11 protein-coding genes are annotated in these 18859 nt (G+C 68.0%); 3 read left to right on the forward strand and 8 right to left on the reverse strand.

Annotation, left to right across the window (positions count from 1 at the left end; all coding sequences use genetic code 11):
- Genes AC3IQ7_RS18920 through AC3IQ7_RS18930 form a run of 3 tightly spaced genes read right to left on the reverse strand, consistent with a single transcriptional unit; the run spans position 1 to position 12873 of the window.
- A complete protein-coding gene (locus tag AC3IQ7_RS18920) occupies positions 1 to 3024 on the reverse strand; it encodes a non-ribosomal peptide synthetase (protein WP_489207010.1) in 3024 nt (1007 codons plus the stop codon).
- Positions 3021 to 11891: an amino acid adenylation domain-containing protein gene (locus AC3IQ7_RS18925; protein ID WP_489207011.1), complete on the reverse strand. Its 8871-nt coding sequence runs from the start codon at positions 11889 to 11891 to the stop codon at positions 3021 to 3023. Before AC3IQ7_RS18925 ends, AC3IQ7_RS18920 begins: the two co-directional genes overlap by 4 nt.
- The gene (locus AC3IQ7_RS18930) at positions 11884 to 12873 is read right to left on the reverse strand and encodes a TauD/TfdA family dioxygenase (protein ID WP_489207012.1); all 990 of its coding nucleotides are present in this window, start codon (positions 12871 to 12873) and stop codon (positions 11884 to 11886) included. Before AC3IQ7_RS18930 ends, AC3IQ7_RS18925 begins: the two co-directional genes overlap by 8 nt.
- A gap of 306 nt (positions 12874 to 13179) precedes the next feature.
- On the opposite strand from AC3IQ7_RS18930, the gene AC3IQ7_RS18935 reads away from it, so the two are divergent.
- From AC3IQ7_RS18935 to AC3IQ7_RS18945, 3 genes are read left to right on the forward strand one after another with little or no spacing between them, the layout of a single operon-like run.
- A complete protein-coding gene (locus AC3IQ7_RS18935; RefSeq protein ID WP_489207013.1) occupies positions 13180 to 13407 on the forward strand; it encodes an MbtH family protein in 228 nt (75 codons plus the stop codon).
- Positions 13404 to 14165 (forward strand): thioesterase II family protein, encoded by a 762-nt coding sequence (locus AC3IQ7_RS18940; protein WP_322427846.1) that lies wholly within the window; start codon positions 13404 to 13406, stop codon positions 14163 to 14165. Before AC3IQ7_RS18935 ends, AC3IQ7_RS18940 begins: the two co-directional genes overlap by 4 nt.
- 3 nt (positions 14166 to 14168) lie before the next feature.
- Positions 14169 to 14876, forward strand: a complete 708-nt coding sequence (locus AC3IQ7_RS18945; RefSeq protein WP_489207014.1) for a 4'-phosphopantetheinyl transferase family protein — start codon at positions 14169 to 14171, stop codon at positions 14874 to 14876.
- A gap of 34 nt (positions 14877 to 14910) precedes the next feature.
- Here AC3IQ7_RS18945 and AC3IQ7_RS18950 read toward each other — a convergent pair whose 3' ends face one another.
- From AC3IQ7_RS18950 to AC3IQ7_RS18970, 5 genes are all read right to left on the reverse strand, one after another.
- Positions 14911 to 15366, reverse strand: coding sequence for a MaoC family dehydratase (locus AC3IQ7_RS18950; RefSeq protein ID WP_099378816.1), 456 nt, complete (start codon positions 15364 to 15366; stop codon positions 14911 to 14913).
- A complete protein-coding gene (locus AC3IQ7_RS18955; RefSeq protein WP_099378815.1) occupies positions 15359 to 15847 on the reverse strand; it encodes a MaoC family dehydratase in 489 nt (162 codons plus the stop codon). The genes AC3IQ7_RS18950 and AC3IQ7_RS18955 overlap by 8 nt, the downstream gene beginning before the upstream one ends.
- A complete protein-coding gene (locus tag AC3IQ7_RS18960; RefSeq protein ID WP_489207015.1) occupies positions 15844 to 16989 on the reverse strand; it encodes an acyl-CoA dehydrogenase family protein in 1146 nt (381 codons plus the stop codon). Before AC3IQ7_RS18960 ends, AC3IQ7_RS18955 begins: the two co-directional genes overlap by 4 nt.
- A gap of 16 nt (positions 16990 to 17005) precedes the next feature.
- A complete protein-coding gene (locus AC3IQ7_RS18965; RefSeq protein ID WP_489207016.1) occupies positions 17006 to 18196 on the reverse strand; it encodes an acyl-CoA dehydrogenase family protein in 1191 nt (396 codons plus the stop codon).
- Positions 18197 to 18375: 179 nt separating this feature from the next.
- Positions 18376 to 18726: a VOC family protein gene (locus AC3IQ7_RS18970; RefSeq protein ID WP_099378812.1), complete on the reverse strand. Its 351-nt coding sequence runs from the start codon at positions 18724 to 18726 to the stop codon at positions 18376 to 18378.
- Between the last annotated feature and the right edge of the window lie 133 nt (positions 18727 to 18859).

The following is an 18859-nucleotide window of genomic DNA, read 5'->3' on the forward strand; positions in this document are numbered from 1 at the left end:
CTAGGCCGGCGCCCCCTGGCGCAGCGCCGCGCGCGCTTCCGGCGTCATGCCGGCCAGCTGGCGCCGCAGCCCCGCCACCTGCTCCAGGCGGCCGGCCTCGTTCGCGAGCGCCGACAAGGCGCGCGCCAGCGCCGCCGGCGTGGCGTGGTCAAACACCAGGCCAGGGGCGAATTCCAGCTGCAGCGCCTTGCGGATGCGTCCCACCAGCTTGATCACCAGCAGCGAATGTCCGCCCAGCGCAAAGAAGTCATCATCCGCGCCCGGCGTTTCCTGCTCCAGCACCTCGCCCATCAGGTGCGCCAGCAGCCATTCCAGGGCCGTCGCGGGTTCGGTGCGCGTCCCCTGTGCCGCCTGGCGGGGACGTGGATCGGGCAGCGCGCGCAGGTCGACCTTGCCATTGCCCAGGCGCGGGAGCTGCGGCAGCAGCACGATGGCGGCCGGCAGCATCACCTCGGGCAGGCAGGCGCGCAGGGCCGCATGCCAGGCCTCTTCCTGCCCTTGCTGGCCCTCGTGCGCCACCACCCAGGCCACCAGGTGGCGCTGGTGATCCTCGCCACGCGGCGCGACCACGGCCTGGCGCACGCCGGGCAGGGCCAGCAGAGCCGCTTCGACTTCGCCCGGCTCGACGCGGAAACCTCGCAGCTTGAGCTGATGGTCGGCGCGTCCCGCCAGTTCCAGCCCGCCATCGGGTAAATAACGCGCCAGGTCGCCGGTGCGGTAGAGTTTTTCGCCCGCCAGCAGCGGATCGTCCACGAACAGCGCGCCGGGCCGGTTCAGGTAGCTGCGGCACAGCTGCGCGCCGCCCACATGCAGCTCCCCCAGCGAGCCGGTGGCGGCCAGCGCGCCATGGCTGTCGAGCACCAGCACGCGGCAGTTGCTCAGCACGCGCGTCAGCGGCAGCACGGCCGGCAGCGGCGCGGCGAGGTCCGGCGCGTGCGTCATGACGCCGATGGTAGTCTCGGTGGGACCGTAATGGTTGAAGACCCGACTGGCTGGCGCCAGCGCATGGATGCGCTGCAGCAGCCGGCGCGGCGCGGCCTCGCCGCCCAGCACAATGGTGGCCGGCAGCGCCGCATCGTGCTCGTCGAGCAGCGCGTCCAGGTGCGATGGCACGATCTTCAGGCAATCGATGCGGCCATCGCGGATGAAGCGCGCAAACGCGGCCGGCGACTCCATGTCCTGCGCATCGGCCACCACCAGGCAGGCGCCATGCAGCAGCGCGCCGAACAGCGCCGTATTGCCCAGGTCCGCCGCCAGCGCGGAACTGAGCGCAAAGCGCCGCGCGCCGTCCAGGCCCAGCTGCTCGCTGGCCGCCAGCGCATAATTGAGCAGGTGGCGGTGTTCCACCACCACCCCTTTCGGCGTGCCCGTCGAGCCGGAGGTGTACAGCACGTACGCTGCCTGCGCCGCGTCGGGCGGCTGTTCCGGCGCCGTCGCCGGCCACGCTTGCAACTGCGGCGCGATGGCGGCCAGGGATACGCAGCGCACGCCGCCGCGCCGACCTTCCTCATTGGGTGTCAGCAGTAGCACCGGCCTGGCGTCAGCGAGGATCCCCGCGGTGCGCGCGGCAGGCCACTCCGGTTCCAGCGGCAGGTAGGCGCCGCCGGCGCGCAGCACGGCCAGCAGCGCCACCACCAGGTCGCCGCTGCGCGGCAGGGCCAGCGCCACGATGCTGTCGCTGCCCACGCCCTGCGCGCGCAGCCAGTGCGCCAGGCGGTTGACGCGTTCGTCCAGCTGCGCATAGTCGAGCTGCATGCCGCGCGCCTGCAGCGCCGGTGCACCCGGCGTCTGGCGCGCCCAATCGCCTACGCGCTCGGGCAATGTGCGCGCACCATAGCGCACGGCCGGGCCGTTCAGGGCCAGCAGCGCCGCCCGTTCCTCAGCACCCACCAGCGGCAAGGCGGAAATGGCCTCTGCGGCGCCCTCCTCCAGCGCCGCCAGCAAGGTGGCCAGCTGCTCCAGCAGCCGGCTGGCAGCCGCCGCGCCATAGCACGGCGCATGACGCACGCTCAGACGCCGCGCCGCGCCGGCCGGGTCCAGCTCGACCAGCAGCGCCAGCTCAAAGACGTCCGCGCTGGCCGGCAACGGGCCGCAGGCAAATGTGACGTCCCCCACCTGCGCGCCGGCCGGCAACTCGCCCACGGCAAAGCCCGCGCTGAAATGCGCATCGCCATGGGGCGCCGCCACGGGCGCGAATTCCTGCGCCTGCACGTGCTGCTCCAGCATGGCGGCGCAGCGCGAGAGCCAGTCGCCGAACGGCTCGTCGAGCGACAGGCCGATATCGAGCGGCAGGATCTTTTCAAAGACGCCGACGGCGCCATCCATCACCGCATAGTCACGGCGGCAGTCGTGCTGCCAGCCGGCGCTGAAACTGCCATGCCCCTGGATGCGGGCCAGCAGCGCCCACCACGCAGCCTGCAACAGCGCCACCGGCAGCACACCGAAAGCATCGGCCAGCCGGCCCAGGCTGGCCGCCACCGGCGCGGGCAGCTCGCGCGCTTGCACCGCACGCTGCGCTCCTGCCGCGGCGCCATCGCGATAGGCCAGGCGCACCGGCGCCTGCCGGCCCACATTGGCCCAGTAGGCGCGCCCGGCCTGGCCATCGTCGCCCTGCTCGATGTCGCGCCGCCATTCCACGAATTCGGCGTACTGCAACGGTTCGTCCAGCGCCGCGCCGTCATACAGGCGCAGCAGGTCGCGGTACAGGATTTCCATGCTGCGCCGGTCCGCCGCCAGGGCCGGCAGGCGCAGTACCAGCTGGCAGCCTTGCGGCGTCGCGTGGATCTGCAGCGCCTGGTCCACCGCCTCCGGCGGCACGATCCACTGGCGCAGGCCGCGGTAGCCGTCGACGGCGCCAAACTGGGCGCGCAACTGCGTGTGGCGCGCCGCCAGCGTATCTGCCGCCACGCGCAGGCGCGCCATATCGGGCTGGCCGGCGATATCCACCGTCAGCTGCAGCATGGCTGCATCGGGCGGCACGGCGCGCTGTTCGGCGCTCAGCGCGATGGCGTCCGGCGCGCTCATGCCGCACCGCCTTGCGCCAGTTGCGCGCGTCCCAGCAATTCGCTCATCGCCACGACGATCTTGCGCGGCCCCTGGAACGGATCGCGCGCGTGCGCCGCCAGCATATTGTCGAGCATGACGACGTCGCCCTGCTGCCACGCGAAGCGCACGGCGCACGCCTCGTACAATTCGCCGACCAGGCGCATGACGTCATCGCCGATCGGCGTGCCATCGCCGTAATACACGTGGCGCGGCATGCGCTCGATGCCCACCATCGCCAGCAAGTCCTCGCGCACCTCGGGTTCGAGGAAATAGATATGGTGCAGCTGCACCTGGTTGAAGAAACTGCGCTCGCCCGTCATCGGGTGGCGGATCACGGCCGGGCAGATGGTGCGCGTCTGCAGCGTGTCGTTTTCCAGCCAGCGGCATTCGATGCCGGCGGCAGCGCAGCGCGCCTCGACTTCGGCGCGGTCGTCGGTGCGGTAGAAATCGCGCCATGACACGTCGAACTTGTCGGTAAACGTGCGCACGTACATCAGCTGCTTGCGCTCGAACGTCTCGGCCACCTCGGCCGGCAGGCGGCGCAGCATTTCGCGGCAATCGACGATGGGCGTGGCGCCGCCCACGGGCGACGGCAGCTCGCAGAAGAACCACTGCTTGCGCGGCCAGCGGTCAAGGTGGGCGCTCTCGTTGTGGAACAATATCATCTGCTGTTCCGGATACGGCGTCGAACGGTAGGTCTTCTTGCCGCCCTCCTTTTTCGGCAAGTCCGCGTATTCGCCATACAGCTGCGCGTCGATGGCTTCGGCAAAGGACTCGAATTCCTGCGCCGTGCGCAAGCCGAACCCACGGAAGACGATGCCGCCGTGCCGGCGCAAGGTGGCGTCGATGAACTCGCGCTGGCCGCGCGCCCAGGCGACGGGATCGAGGTCGTCGCTGGCCGGCTCGATCAGTTGCGGAAAATCGCGGCCGGCCTGCAGCGGCCCCTGGCGGATGGCGGCGCGCGGCGCGGGCCTGGCGCCGGCCAGCGGCATTTTCTTCTTCAGGCCGTCGAGCTTGCCGGCCGCGAATGGCGTTACGGGTGTGCTATCCATGATGTCCTTGTGTGCGGGTACGCTGAAATGGATCAAAGGGGTGGCAGGCGCGGCAAGCGCCCGGTCGAGCAAGTCCAGCCAGGCGTCGGCCAGGCGCGCCACGCTGTCGGGCCGGAACAGCGCGCTGGCATACACCCATTCGGCGGCCAGCGCGCCATCGGCGCGCGGTTCCAGGAAAAGCGCCATGTCGAACTTCGAGGAGCGTTCAAGCGATGGCACGATGACCGCGTCGATGCCGGGCATCGCCAGCTGGCCGGCCGGCGTGTTCTGCAGCACGAACAGCAGCTGCACCAGCGGATTCCAGCGCCGGTCGCGCGGCGTGCCTGCCGCCTCGACGATGCGGTCGAACGGCAGCTCCTGGTGTTCGAACGCATCGAGCGTGGTGCGCCTGGCTTGCGCCAGCAGCGCGTTGAAATCGTCGCCGGCCGCGATGCGCGAACGCAGCGGCAGCACATTGACAAAGAAGCCGATCAAGCCTTCCAGGTCGCTGTGGCGCCGTCCGGCCACGTCCGTGCCGATGACGATATCGTCGGCCAGGGTCAGGCGGTGCAGCAGCCACTGGAAGCTGGCCAGCAATACCATGAAGGGCGTCGCCTGCTGCTGTCTGGCCAGCGCCTCTACCCTGGCCACCAGCGCGGCGGGCAGGACGAAGCGCAGCTCGGCGCCGGCGTGACTCGCTACAGGCGCGCGCGGGAAGTCCAGCGGCAATGGCAGCAGCACGGGCGCGCCGGCCAGCGCCTCGCGCCAGAACGCCGCCTGCCTGCGGCCCGCCGGGCCATCGAGCACGGCGCGCTGCCAGGCCGCGTAATCGGCATACTGCAGCGGCAGTGCGGGTAGCCGTGGCGCCTCGCCCAGGCAGTGCGCGGCATAGCCATGGGCCAGCTCGTCGGCCAGGATGCCGACCGACCAGCCATCGGCCACCATATGATGCATGGCGAACAGCAGCAGGTACTGCTCATCCTCCATGCGCAGCAGGCTGGCGCGCAGCACGGGTCCGTGCACCAGGTCGAAAGGCAGGCGCGCGTCGGCGCGGACGGCTTCGGCGGCCGCCGCCTCGCGGGTGGCCAGCGGCAAGTGGCGCAGGTCGGTGACGGGCAAGTCCAGCTGCAGCTGCGCGGCGATCTCCACCTGCGGATCGCCGTCCTGCTCCGGATAGCGGCTGCGCAGGTTTTCATGGCGCGCCACCAGCCAGTTCAGCGCCGCCTGCAAGGCCGGCACCTGCAGCGGCCCAGTCAGGCGCACCGTGGCGCCCATGTTATAGGTGGCGGACGCCGTCGCGGCCAGGCGTTCGACCAGCCACAAACGCTGCTGCGCCAGCGATAGCGCCATCGGCGCGCCGCTGCGCGGCAAGGGCAGCAGCGCAGGCAGTGCCTCGGCATGCAGCCCCTCCTCGCGGTGCACGCCGATGGCGGCCGCCAGCGCCGCCAGCGTGGGCGTGGCAAACACGGTGCGCAGCGGCAGCTCGCATTGCAGCGTGCCGCGCAGGCGCGACACCAGCCGTGTGGCCAGCAGCGAATGCCCGCCCAGCGCAAAGAAGTTATCCTCGCGCCCCACGCGCGACACGCCCAGCAAGACGCTCCAGATGGCCGCCAGCGCCTGTTCCAGCTCGCCCTGCGGCGGCGCGTACGCCGCGCTTTCCAGCACCGGCGCCGGCAGCGCGCTGCGCTCCACCTTGCCTGCCGGGCTCAGTGGCAATCGCGCCAGGGCCACGATGGCCGCCGGCAGCATGTAGTCGGGCAGCGCCGCCGCCAGGGCCACGCGCAAAGCCTCCACCGACACCTGCGCCGGACTCACATACGCCACCAGGCGCGCGCCGGCGACGCCGTCCTGCGCCACCACCACCGCTTCGCGCACACCAGGCTGCGCCAGCAGCTGCGCCTCGATCTCGCCCAGCTCCACGCGGAAGCCGCGGATCTTGATCTGGTGGTCGATGCGTCCCAGGTAATCGAGCTGCCCGCCGCGCCAGCGCACCAGGTCACCCGTGCGGTACAAGCGCGCACCGGGCGCGCCATGCGGGTCCGGCACGAAACGTTCGGCCGTCAGCGCAGGACGGCCAAGATAGCCACGCGCCAGCAAGGCGCCGCCGATGCACAGTTCACCGGCCGCGCCGGGCGGCGTCAATGCCAGGTCCGCATCCAGCACCTGCAGCGCGCGCCCCGCCAGCGGCAGGCCGATCGGCATCTGCGCCGGCGCCGCGCCATCGAGGTAGGGCGCGCAGTCAAGCGTGGCCGCCGTCACCGCCGCTTCCGTCGGCCCATACGTATTGAGCAGGCGGATGTGGCGCATGCCCGCCTGGCGCCACGCCTGCAGCGCTTCCGGCGGCATCGCCTCGCCGCCCGCGTGCACCTGGCGCAGCGCGCCGTAGTCGCGCGGGCCTTGCTGGGCAAAATCCTGCGCCAGCAGCGACCAGTAGGCCGTCGTCAAATCGGCCACGCTGATGCGGTAGCGGTGCAGCGCCTGGTAAAACGTCTCGCTGTCCCACAGCTCCGGGCCGCGCAAGACCAGCGCCGCGCCCACGCACAGGGTCGGCCAGGCCTGTTCGACGAAGCCGTCGAAGTTCAGGGTCGAAAACTGCAGCACGCGGTCCTGCGCCGTCAAGCCAAAGAAGCCGACGGACACTTGCGCATGCCGGCTTAACGCCTGATGCGCGATGCCCACGCCCTTCGGTTTGCCCGTCGAACCGGACGTGTAGATCACGTAGGCCAGCTGCTGCGGCAGCGGCGCGTGGCCGGGATCGTGCTCCAGCGCGGATGGCTGTTCCACCAGTTGCACCGGCAGTCCCGCCGGCAGCGCCAGCCGAGGCAGCACGGACGCCTGCGTCAGCAGCAGCGCCATGCCGCTGTCGGCGATCATGTAGGCCAGGCGTTCGGCCGGATAGCCGGGATCGAGCGGCACGTAGGCGGCGCCCGTCTTGAGGATGGCCAGCAAGCCGGCCAGCATGTCGACCGAGCGCTCGACGGCGATGCCGACGCGTACTTCCGGCCCCGCACCCCGCGCCAGCAGCGCGTGCGCGAGGCGGTTGGCGCGCAGATTCAGCGCGCGGTAAGTGAGCGCCTCGTCCTGGTACAGCAGCGCCAGCGCATCCGGGTGCAGCACGGCCTGCAGCTCGAACTGCGCGTGCACGGCTTCGTCGCGCCAAGGCCCTCCTTCGTTGCGGCCCTGCTCCAACAGGTCGTGCGCCTGCGCAGCGGACAGCATGGGCAGCGCGGCCAGCACCTCGCTGCCCGCCGCCTGCGCCAGCGCTTCCACCAGTTGCTGGTAGTGCCGCATCAGCGCCTTGAGCTGCGCTTCGGGCAGGCGTCCCGCATCAGCGCTGAACAGCACGTCGATGTGCTGGTCCGGCATCACCTCGATGGTCAGCCCATAGCTGCTTTGCTCGTGATTGTCGCGCTGGTGCAGCTGCAGCGGGCCTTGCGGCGTGGCGCAGCTCCAGCGCCGGCCCTGCGCCATCGGCAGGTTCTGGAAGACCATCAGGGTATCGAACAGCGCGCCGCCATGGCCCGCCTGCTTCTGGATCTCGACCAGCGGACTTTGTTCGTATTCGCGGATCTCGACATTTTCCTGCTGCACGGCACGCAGGAATTCACCGAGCGCCAGCACGCCGCGTGGCTGCAGGCGCAGCGGCAGGGTGTTGATGAAGACGCCCAGCATGTCCTGCGCACCGGGCAAATCCGCCGGGCGGCCGGCCGAGGTCACGCCGAAAATCACGTCCTGCTGACCACTGTAGCGCGCCAGCAGCATGGCCCACGCGGCCTGCATCACGGTATTCAGGGTCACCTGGCTGCTGCGCGCCAGCTGCCGCAGCCGCTCGGCTTTTTCCGCGCCAAAGTGCAGCGCCAGGGTCTGGTGCACGCCATTGGACCTGGACGCCGGCAGCAGCGGCGGCAAGGGCGTCGCGCCCTCCACGCCGGCCATGCGGGCGCGCCAGAACGCGCGGCCCGCAGCCTCGCCGCCGCGCCGTCCCAACCACTCGATATAGTCGCGGTAGGCGTGCCGCCGCGGCAGCACGGGGATGCCGCCAGCCTGGCTGGCGCGGTAGCGTTCCAGCACCTCTTCGAGCAGCATCACCGAGCACCAGCCATCGACGATCAAATGATGGCGGCTCCAGACCAGCAGCCAGCGCTGCGCTGCCAGGCGAACCAGCGCCACGCGCATCAGCGGCGCCTGCTCCAGCACGTGGCCGCGCTTGCGGTCGGCGCTGCAGAATGCCTGCAGCGCCTCGTCCTGCCCTGCTGCGTCGAACGCCTGCCAGTCCAGTTGCAGCAGGTCGAGGGTGGTGGCGGTCTGCACGCATTGCAGCGGCTGTTCCAGCCCCAGCCACGCAAAACCCGTGCGCAGGATGGCATGCGCGTCGATGGCTTGCTGCCACGCCACGCGCATGGCGTCCGGCGCGAACGGGCCATTCACTTCCAGCACCAGCTGGTTGCAATACACGCCGCTGCCGCCCTCCTCCGCATCGAGGCGGCTGTGGAACAGCAAGCCCGTTTGCAGCAGCGACAGCGGATAGGCATCCTGCAAGCCAGGACGCGCCGCCTGCAGGGCCGCCAGTTGCGCCGCATCGAGGCCCGCCAGTGCAAACGGCGCGGCATGTTCCAGCTGCACGGCAGGCGCGGACGGCGCCGGCGCCGGTGCGGCAATACAGGTGACCAGCTGCGCGATGCTGGGATGGTCGAACAGGTTTTTCGGCGTCAGCTTCAAGCCCCGCTTGCGCGCCCTGGCGATCATTTGCAGGCCGAGGATGGAGTCGCCGCCGCTGGCAAAGAAATTGTCGTGCAGCGACACGCCGTCCGCCGTGCCGCCCAGGACTTCGGCCCACACTTCGGCCAGCACGTTTTCGTGGGCGCTGCGCGGCGCGGCCGCTGCGGCTGCCGGCGCCGGTGCGGCTAAAGCAGGTTCCGGCAAGCCTTTGCGGTCAACCTTGCCGTTCGCCAGCAATGGCAGGCGCGCCAGCACCTGCCACAGGGCCGGCACCATCGCTTCCGGCAACGCTTGCGCCATCGCCGCGCGCAGCGTGTCGATCAGGCCCGCCTGCGCGGCGGCGCCATCGCGCGCCACCACGCTGGCCAGCAGGCGCAAGCCGTCGCCGCCCGGCAGCGGACGCGCCACCACGGCCGCATCGGCCAGTTCCACGCGGGCCTTGAGCCAGGCCTCGACTTCGCCGAGTTCGACGCGGAAGCCGCGGATCTTGACCTGGTCATCGCTGCGGCCGAAGAACTCCAGCACGCCGCCGTCCAGCATGCGCACCCTGTCGCCGCTGCGGTACAGGCGCGCGCCTGGCACGAAGCCGAAGGCATCGGGAATGAAGCGTTCGGCGCTCAGGCCGGCGCGGCCCAGGTAGCCGTGCGCCACGCCGGCACCGCCCAGATACAGTTCGCCGATGGCGCCCAGCGGCAGCAGCTCGCCGCGCGCGTCGAGCACATAGGCGGCGCGCCCGGCCAGTGGCGCGCCTACCGGCACGTACGCGGACAAGCCCGTTGGCGCCGTGGCCGCCTCCTGCGCCAGACAACCGACCGTCGTTTCGGTGGGGCCGTAATGGTTGACCACGCGGCAGCCGGGACGCAATTCGCCCACGCGGCGCACCAGCGCCGGGTCCAGCCCCTCGCCGCCCAGCACCAGGCAATGCAGGGGCAGCAGCCGTTCCGGACGGCTGGCCGACAGCAGCGCCTTCAGGTGCGACGGCACGATCTTCAGGCAATCGAGCGGCTGCGCTTCCAGCAGGTCCGCCAGCACTTCCGGATCGGCGCTGTGCGCGTCGCCGATCAGGCGCAAGGTGCGCCCGCTGAGCAGCGCGCCAAACCACGCCGTGTAGCCCAGGTCGGCCGTCAGCGAAGACAGGGCGCTCATGCTGGCCTGCGGCGGCAAGGCCAGGCGCGGCATCACGCCTGCCACGTAGGCGGCCAGGTTACCCTGGCTGAGCGACACGCCCTTGGGCGCGCCCGTCGACCCGGAGGTATAGATGATGTAGGCCGGCAGTTCGGCATGGCACAAGGGCGCGCGCCATGCCGCGCCAATGTCGGCATCGGCATCGACGGCATCAACATCGAGCCAGCGGCGCCCTTCGAGCAGCGCGGGCGCCGCGCCGCTGCCGACCGTCAGCGCGATGCCGGCATCGTCGAGCATCTGGCGCAGGCGCAGCGCCGGCAAGCCGCTATCCAGGCACAGGTAGGCGGCGCCCGCGCGCCAGGCGGCCAGCATGGCGACGATCAGCGGCGTATCGCGCGCCAGCAGCAAGGCGACCCTGTCGCCGGCAGCGACACCGGCCGCCTGCAGGCGCATGGCCAGGCGCAGCGCGGCCTGGTCCAGCTGCGCGTAGCTGAGGCGCCCGCCCGGCGCGTCGAGCGCCATATGCTGCGGATGCAGCGCCACCTGCCGCAGGAACATCTGCAGCGCCGTGGGCGCGGTATCGGCTGGCAAAGGCTGGCCCTGCGCCTGCGACAAATAACGCGGTGCCAGCCGCAACTGGCTCAGGCGCGCTTGCGGGTGCGCCACGATATCGCGCAGCAGCGCGCGGAAGTGCTCGACCATGCGCTCGATGCTGACGGCGTGGAACAGGCCCGTGTCATAGCGCCACTGCCCCAGCAGGCCGGCGCCCGAATCCTGCCAGCGCAAGTTCATGTCATTGGCCGCGCCGCGCTGGGTGGCGAACAGTTCGCGCGCCACGTGGCGTCCCAGCGCGGGCCGCGCGCCCAGCGGCACCAGGGTCATCATGTGGCGGAACAGCGGCGTGCGCGCGCCATCCTGCAGCGGCGCGCAATGCTCGGTCATCAGCGCCAGCGGATATTGCTGGTGCTTCAGGGCGCTGCGCAATTGCAGCCAACACGCGGCGAGGAAATCGGCGAAGGCCGGATCGGCGCGGCAATCGGCGCGCAGCGGTATCGCATTGAGCGTAAAACCCAGCAAATTCCGGTAACGCGCGCCGCTGTGGCCCGCCACCGGCGTGCCGATGAGGAATTCGGGCTCTCCCGTATAGCGGTGCATGAAGGCCAGATAGGCCGCCATCAGCAAGCCATACAGCGACACGCCCTGGTCCGCGGCCAGCAGGCGCAGCTGCTGCGCTTCTTCCGCGCCGATCGCGAATTCGACTTCGGCGCCTTCGAAGGCCGGCGATGCGGCGCGGGGGAAATCGGTAGCCAGCTGCAACGGCCCCGGTTCGCCGGCCAGGCGCTCGCGCCAGAACTGCTCCAGCCGCCGTCCCCGCGGTCCCGCCAGCATGGCGCTGTGTTCGTCGAGCCACTCACGGTACAGCGCATCGGGACGCAGCACCAGCGCCTGGCCAGCGCGCAAAGTTTCATAGGCCTCGAACAGCGTTTCCAGGAACACGAAGCTGCTGGAGAAATCGGCGGCGATATGATGCATGGACGCCATCAGATAAAACCGCTGTTCACCGCCGTCGTGGTCGACCAGCAGGCGCGCGCGCACGGGCGCATCGTCTTCGAGCACGAATGGCAGGTCGGCCTGGCGGGCCAGGTAGGCCCGCGCACCGGCCTCGCCCAGGCCCTGCGTGGTGTCGACGGCAAAGTCCTCGCCTGGCGCCGCGCGGCGCAGCATGCGCGGCCCGTCCTCGCCTTCCGCGTACACGCAGCCGAGCACTTCATAGCTTTGCTGCGCATGCAGGAAGGCCTGGCGCAGCAGCGCCGCGTCGACGGGACCGGCCAGTTCGGCGCCGAACGCCATATTGTAGGCAGGGCTGCCCGGCGCCATCTTGTAGAACGTCCACAGGGCGCGCTGGCCGTGGCTCAGCGCCTGTCCGGCGACGGGAAATCCGGCTGGCCAGCCGGCGGCAAGGTCATTCATGCGCCGCCTCCGCCATCGCCACCACGATCTTGCGGGCGCCCTTGAAGGTCGAACGGCCGTGCGCGGCCAGCATATTATCGAGCATCAGCACATCGCCCTCGACCCACGGGAACATCACCGTGCACGCATCGAGGACGCCGCGAATCTCCTGCAGCGCCGACTCCTCGATTGGCGAGCCGTCGCCGTAATACACATTGCGCGGCAGATCGAGGTCGCTGTCGACCAGCATCAGCAGCGATTCGCGCACTGCCGGCGCCAGGTTCGACACATGGAACAAGTGCGCCTGGTTGAACCACACATCCTGCCCCGTGCGCGGATGCCGTGCCACCGCCTGGCACACTTGCCGCGTGCGCAGTTCGCCATCATCCTTCCACTCGAAGGCGATGTCCTGGGCCCGGCAATAGCGCTCCGCCTCCGCCCGGTCATGCGTGTTGAACGCATCCTGCCATGGCAAGTCCAGGCCATTGCCGTAATTGCGCACGTACATCAGGCGTTTTTGCTCGAAATGCCGGCGCAGGGCCGGGTCGAGGCGCGCAAAGATCTGCCGGCTGTCGGCGATCGGCGTCTCGCCGTCCTGCGCGCTGGCCACGATGCAATGGAACCAGATCTTCATCGGCCACTGGCGCGTATAGGACTGTTCGCAGTGCAGGGGAATCACCTGGTGCGCCGGATACTCGGTCGAAGTGTACACGCCCTTGCCCAGCGAGGAACGGGGCGTGGAGCCGAATTCATAGGTCAGCAACTCATGCCCGAACGCGCGCGCAAATTGCTGGAACGGCTGCTCGCCGTGCAGCCCGAAACCGCGAAACAGCAGGCCGCCCGCCTCGTCGAGGTGGGTTTGCGCGGCGGCCAGCATGGCCGGCATGGCAGCCGGCCACTGCCCGCCTTGCCCCGGCGTGACCAGCAAGGGAAGGCTGCCTCCCGGGAATAACGGTGATACCTCCAGCGGACCATCGAATACCGTACTTGTTGCCGAGTGCATGCCAACTCCTTCATCTGAGATTGCGTAAGGTCCTGGCGAGCGGTCAAGTCCGCAAGACCCTGGATGGAATGTCTCTTGTAGAGTGCGCCTGGAATCCGCCTGCAATCGTCGCGATCGGGGATTGTGAGTGTCTGTAAGAAACCGCTATTGCGTTATCTTTAAAACAATATTAAACTTAAATTCAAATTGAACTGACTTTTTCAAAGTTTATCAGTAAAACAATGAAATATAAATAGGAATCATAATCATTTAGATTTAGAATGATTTCACCGCGCATGGGCGCCCTTACCGATCAAAGGAGTCAGCATGAGTTGGGATCACCCTGATACCCGTTTTTACGTTGTCGTCAATGAGGAAGAGCAATACTCGATCTGGCCCGACTACAAGGCCATCCCGGACGGCTGGCGCGAAGCCGGCAAGCGGGGCAGCAAGGAGGAGTGTCTGGCGCATATCGAGCAGGTCTGGACCGACATGCGTCCGCTGAGCTTGCGCCAGGCCATGGACGCTGGCGCGCGGGAAGCCGAAGTAGCGTGAGCGCTGGCCTGGGCGCCAGCTGGCTGGTGCGCGGCCAGCCGCATGCCACGCGTGCACTGCGCCTGTATTGCTTCGGCCATGCAGGCGCCAGCGCGGCCGCCTTCCGCGCCTGGCAAGCGAGGCTGGAGCCATCCATCGAAGTGTGCGCCATCGAGTTGCCCGGCCATGGACGGCGCATGGCGGAAGCGCCGCAGGACCAGCTGCTGCCGCTGGCAGGCGAGCTGACGCAGGCGCTGGCCCGCGAACTGCGCGCCACGCCCCGGCCCTACGCCCTGTTCGGCCACAGCCTGGGTGCCCTGCTGGCGTTCGAAGTGGCGCGCGGCCTGGCGCGCCTGGATGTGCCGCCGCCGCTACGGCTGCTGGTGTCCGGCGCGAACGCGCCGCAGCGCCGCCCGCCATCGCGCATGCTGCACCGCTTGCCCGATGACGCCCTGCTGGAAGAATTGCGCACTTACGACGGCACGCCGCAGGAACTGCTGGACGAGCGCGAACTGATGGCCCTGTTGCTGCCGATCTTGCGCGCCGATTTTTGCATGGTGGAAACTTACCACTACCACCCCGGCCCGCAACTCACCGTGCCGCTGACGGTATTGGCGGGGCGCGCCGATGCACGCGTCAGCCCAGACGGCGTAGCGGCATGGGCGCTGGAAACCTCGGGGAGCTGCCACAGCATCTGGCATGACGGCGGGCATTTTTTCATCGAGACGCACGCCAGGGCGGTGCTGGCCGATATCCGCGCCACGCTGGCGCAGGACTAAGCTATGCAAACACCCGAGGCGCAGGAAATTGCGCTATGGCAGGTCGACCTGGACGACAGCCGCCTCGATGCGTTTGCCGCCAGCCTGAATCGGCTGGAAAACGACAAGGCGGACCGTTTCCGCAGCCTTGCCCTGCAAACGCGCTACCGGCGCTCGCAGGGCGTTCTGCGCCAGATACTGTCTGACTACCTGGACGTGTCACCCGCCGCCGTCGCCTTCCGGCACGGCGCCTTCGGCAAGCCCTCACTGGCCGGGCATGCACTGCATTTCAACCTGTCCCATAGCGGCGACGCGATGCTGCTCGCCGTCGCCCGCCATGCCGTCGGCGTGGACGTGGAACAGTGTGCGGAAACCCCGCTCGATCTCGATCCCCTGCTCGACTTGCTGTGCCACGCCGACGAGCGCGCGGCCATGGCGGCCCTGGCGCCGGACCAGCGCCGTCAGCGGTTTTACCAGTTGTGGACGCGCAAGGAAGCGTATCTGAAGGCGCTCGGCACGGGCTTGAGCGTCGATTGCCGGCTGCTCAGCTTTGCCCCCGTGGACACCGGACTGTGGCGGGTGCGCCATGAAGGCACGCCCGCTACCATCCCCTATTACTGCCGCGACCTGCCGCACGGCGATGCGGCATCGTATGCTGCCGTCTGCTCTCAGCAGCCGGCAGCGCCGCTCAGTCTCCGCTGCCTGTCAGCTGCCGGCAGCCCCCGCGGATAAACGATGGTTTGACACTTCTCGTCAGCCACCTGCCCTAGGGATAGCAACGCATCAGGAACTCCGCCACGCACACGGGTTTCGTGTCGCCCTCGCGCTCCATGGTGACAGCCCAGTTCACTTGCGCCCCTTCCGGCACGTCGTCCACGCAGAGGATGTCGAGCCGTGCGCGCAAACGGCTGCCGACAGGCACGGGCGCAGGAAAGCGCACCTTGTTCAGGCCATAGTTGATGGCCATGCGGATGCCGGCCATGTGCAGCGCTCCCTGCAACATGGCCGGCAGCAGGGATAAGGTCAGGAAACCGTGCGCCACGGTGCAGCCGTAGGGCGACTCACGCGCGCAGCGTTCGGCGTCCACATGGATCCACTGATGGTCGTCCGTGGCGTCGGCAAAAGTGTCGATGCGCTGCTGGGTGATGGTCAGCCAGTCCGAAACAGCCACGTGCTGTCCCGACAAGGCCTGGAAACCGGCGATGCCGGCGATGTCACGCATGGTTTTCGCCTGCAGGACGGCGGCCGAACATGCCCATGCCTTCCACTGTCGTCACCACTTCGCCATGCTGGTTGCGCACGCTCCACACGGAAATGACGATGCCGCGGTCCGGCTTCGACGTGGATGGGCGCACTTCCTTGACCTGGTAGGTCAGCTGCAAGGTGTCGCCGGCGCGCACGGGTTTGAGCCAGCGGATGCTGTCCAGGCCGGGCGAGCCCATGCTGGACGAATGCTTGAGCAGGTTATCCACCACCAGGCGCATCATCATGCCGCAGGTATGCCAGCCGCTGGCGATGACGCCCTTGAAGATGGTCTTTTCGGCGGCCGCATGGTCGACGTGGAATGGCTGCGGATCGAAATCCGTGGCGAAGGCGATGATTTCCTTTTCCGTTACGTGGCGCAGGCCCAGGTCGATTTCCAGGCCTTGCGTGAAATCTTCGAAATACCAGTGTTTCGGGGTGGTGGCAGGCGATGCGGTCATGCGGTCTCCGTCGGCAAAAAGCCCGGCTGGGCGATAAAGCGCTCGATATGATGGTCCACGTCGCCCAGGGTCAGGGCGATCATGGAGAGGCGCTTGAAATGGTGGGCAGCGGGCAATTCGTCGGTGACGCCCATGCCGCCATGCAATTGCACGGCTTGCTGACCGACAAAGGTGGCAGCCAGCCCCACACGCGCCTTGGCGGCGGAGACCGTACGGCGGCGCTCCGCCACGTCGTCGCTGTCGACCTTGGCGGCGGCCAGCATGGCCATCGAACGTGCCTGCTCCAGGTGGATGAACATGTCGGCCATGCGGTGCTGCAAAGCCTGGAACTTGCCGATCGGCGCGCCGAACTGCTGGCGCGTCTTCAGGTATTCCAGAGTGGCGGCAAAGATGGCGTCCATGGCGCCCACGGCTTCCGCGCACAGCAGGGCGGCGCCGAAATCCACGGCCGCGTCGAGCACGGCCCAGCCCTGCCCCGCCTGGCCAACCAGGGCGTCGTGGCCCAGCACCACTTGCACGAGGGTGACGGTGGCGGCGCGCTGGCCGTCGATGGTGCGGTAGTCGCGCACGGAAACGCCGGGCGCGTCAACAGGCACGAGGAATAGCGAAATGCCATCCGTATCGCTCTGGCCGCCGCTGCTGCGCGCCGACACGATCAAGGCGCCCGCTTGCGCGCCGTGGATGACGACGGTTTTCTCGCCGTCCAGCACGAAACCGTCGCCGCTGGCAGTGGCCGTGGTGGCGATATCGTGCAAGTCATGGCGCGACTGGCGTTCGCCCAGCGCGCAAGCGAGCTTCAGGCTGCCGCTGGCGACCTGTTCCAGCACGCCGTCGTGGCCGCCGGCCAGGCTCAAAAAGCGCGCGCCCAGCACGGTGGCGAAATACGGTTCGACCACCAGGCCGCGGCCCATTTCCTGCATCACCAGCAGCATGTCGACGGCCGTACCGTCGAAGCCGCCCGCACCGGCCGGCAGCGGCAAGGCCGTCATGCCCAGCTCGGCCAGGGTGGCCCAGGCGGCATCGGACGTGCCCGTGGCGGAATGGATGATTTTTTGCCGCGTTTCAAAGCGGTAATCCTTGTCGACCCAGCGCCTGAGCGCATCGGCGAATTGCTGCTGTTCCTGATTAAAATGAAAGTCCATGTCGTCTCCTTCTGGCTTACAGGCCCAGGATCATCTGCGTGATGATGTTTTTCTGGATTTCATTCGAGCCGCCATAGATCGATGTCTTGCGGTAATTGAAGTAATACGCGGCCAGCGGCGCGGCCAGGTCGTCGCCGCCAGCGCCGTGCGGCGCGCTGCCGTCAAGAAAATCGGGGTCGAACGGCAAGGCTTGCGGGCCGATGGCTTCGACCATCAGTTCCGTCAGTTGCTGCTGCAGTTCCGAACCGCGCACCTTCAGCATCGACGCCTGCGGTCCCGGCCCCTTGCCTTCGTCGCTGATGACGCGCAAGACCGTCATTTCCAGCGCCATCAACTCGATTTCCAGCGTGGCGACCTTGGCCGCAAAGGCGGGATCGTGCAGCAGCGGCGCACCGCGCTTGCTTTGCTGCATGGCCAGCTGCTTGAGGAAAGTCAGCTCGCGCTTGGAGCGGCCGACGGCGGCGATGCCCGTGCGCTCGTGCCCCAGCAGATACTTGGCGTAGGTCCAGCCCTTGTTTTCCTGACCCACCAGATTGCTGACGGGCACGCGCACGTTATCAAAAAACACTTCGTTCACTTCGTGCTCTTCATCGAGCATGATGATGGGGCGCACGGTGATGCCCGGCGTTTTCATGTCGATCAGCAAGAAACTGATGCCTTCCTGCTTGCGCACCGTGCTATCCGTGCGCACCAGGCAAAAGATCATGTCCGCGTGCTGGCCCAGCGTCGTCCAGGTTTTCTGGCCGTTGACGATGTAATGGTCGCCGTCGCGCTCGGCTGTGGTTTTCAGCGAGGCGAGGTCGGAACCGGCGCCCGGCTCGGAGTAACCCTGGCACCACCAGTCGTCGCAATTCAAAATGCGCGGCAAATAATATGCTTTTTGTTCGGTGTTGGCGAAGGCCATGATGACAGGCGCCACCATGTTGACGCCGAAGGGCAGGATCGGCGGCGTGGCGGCGCGCGCGCACTCGTCTTCCCAGATATGGCGCTGCACGGCCGTCCAGCCCGTGCCGCCATGTTCGACGGGCCAGGCCGGCGCGGCCCAGCCTTGCTGCGCGACAATCTTGTGCCAGCGCACATAATCGTCGCGGTTCAGGCGCAGATGCTGGCGCACCTTGCGCTGCAAGTCCGCCGGCAAATGGGTGTCGAGGAAGGCGCGCACCGTGTCGCGGAAGGCGCTCTCCTCGGCCGTGTAATGCAGGTCCATGTCTGTCTCCTTGTTCTTATCGGTTGCCGTGATGACTGCACGCAAGGAAGCTCAGCGCACAAAAAAGCACGACCGTTCTCAAGGATTGTACAACAGAATGGGAGACGCGCCAGGCCTTTTACAATGGCTGGCGCGGCAAGGGAAGCGGGTGGAATCGGCTGGCTGGCGTAGCACCACGTCTATGTGTGCGACAAAATATTGATGAGCTTGCCGAACGGGTCGCGCACAAAAAACCGCCTGACACCCCAAGGTTCATCGGTGAGGCCATATTCAATAGGGAACCCTGCTCCGGACATGCGTTCGAATGCGGTATCCACGTCATCGACTTCAATGGAAAGGTCGGGCACGGCAGTGTTCGAGCCGCCTTCCGTCGCAAAGCTCACTTGAACGCTCATCTCGGTTTGCGAACCATACGTCATGATCCAGCCATGGTCCATCAACAGGCTCAGGCCCAGCACGTCCTCGTAAAACGTCCGCGCCAGGCCCGGATCCGACGCCAGGAAATTTGCAACGATACGCGTGACTTGCATAGTTTTCCTCACTGCCAATGATAGTTGTTATCAGGATTCACCTCAAAAGCGGACGTGGGATGCGATACTGAATCATTGGCGGCCCATTTCATTCAGCGTGGGCAATCGCTAAGCGTTGGCACGCCAGACTGCA

The organism is Janthinobacterium sp. GL_088, assembly GCF_057837845.1.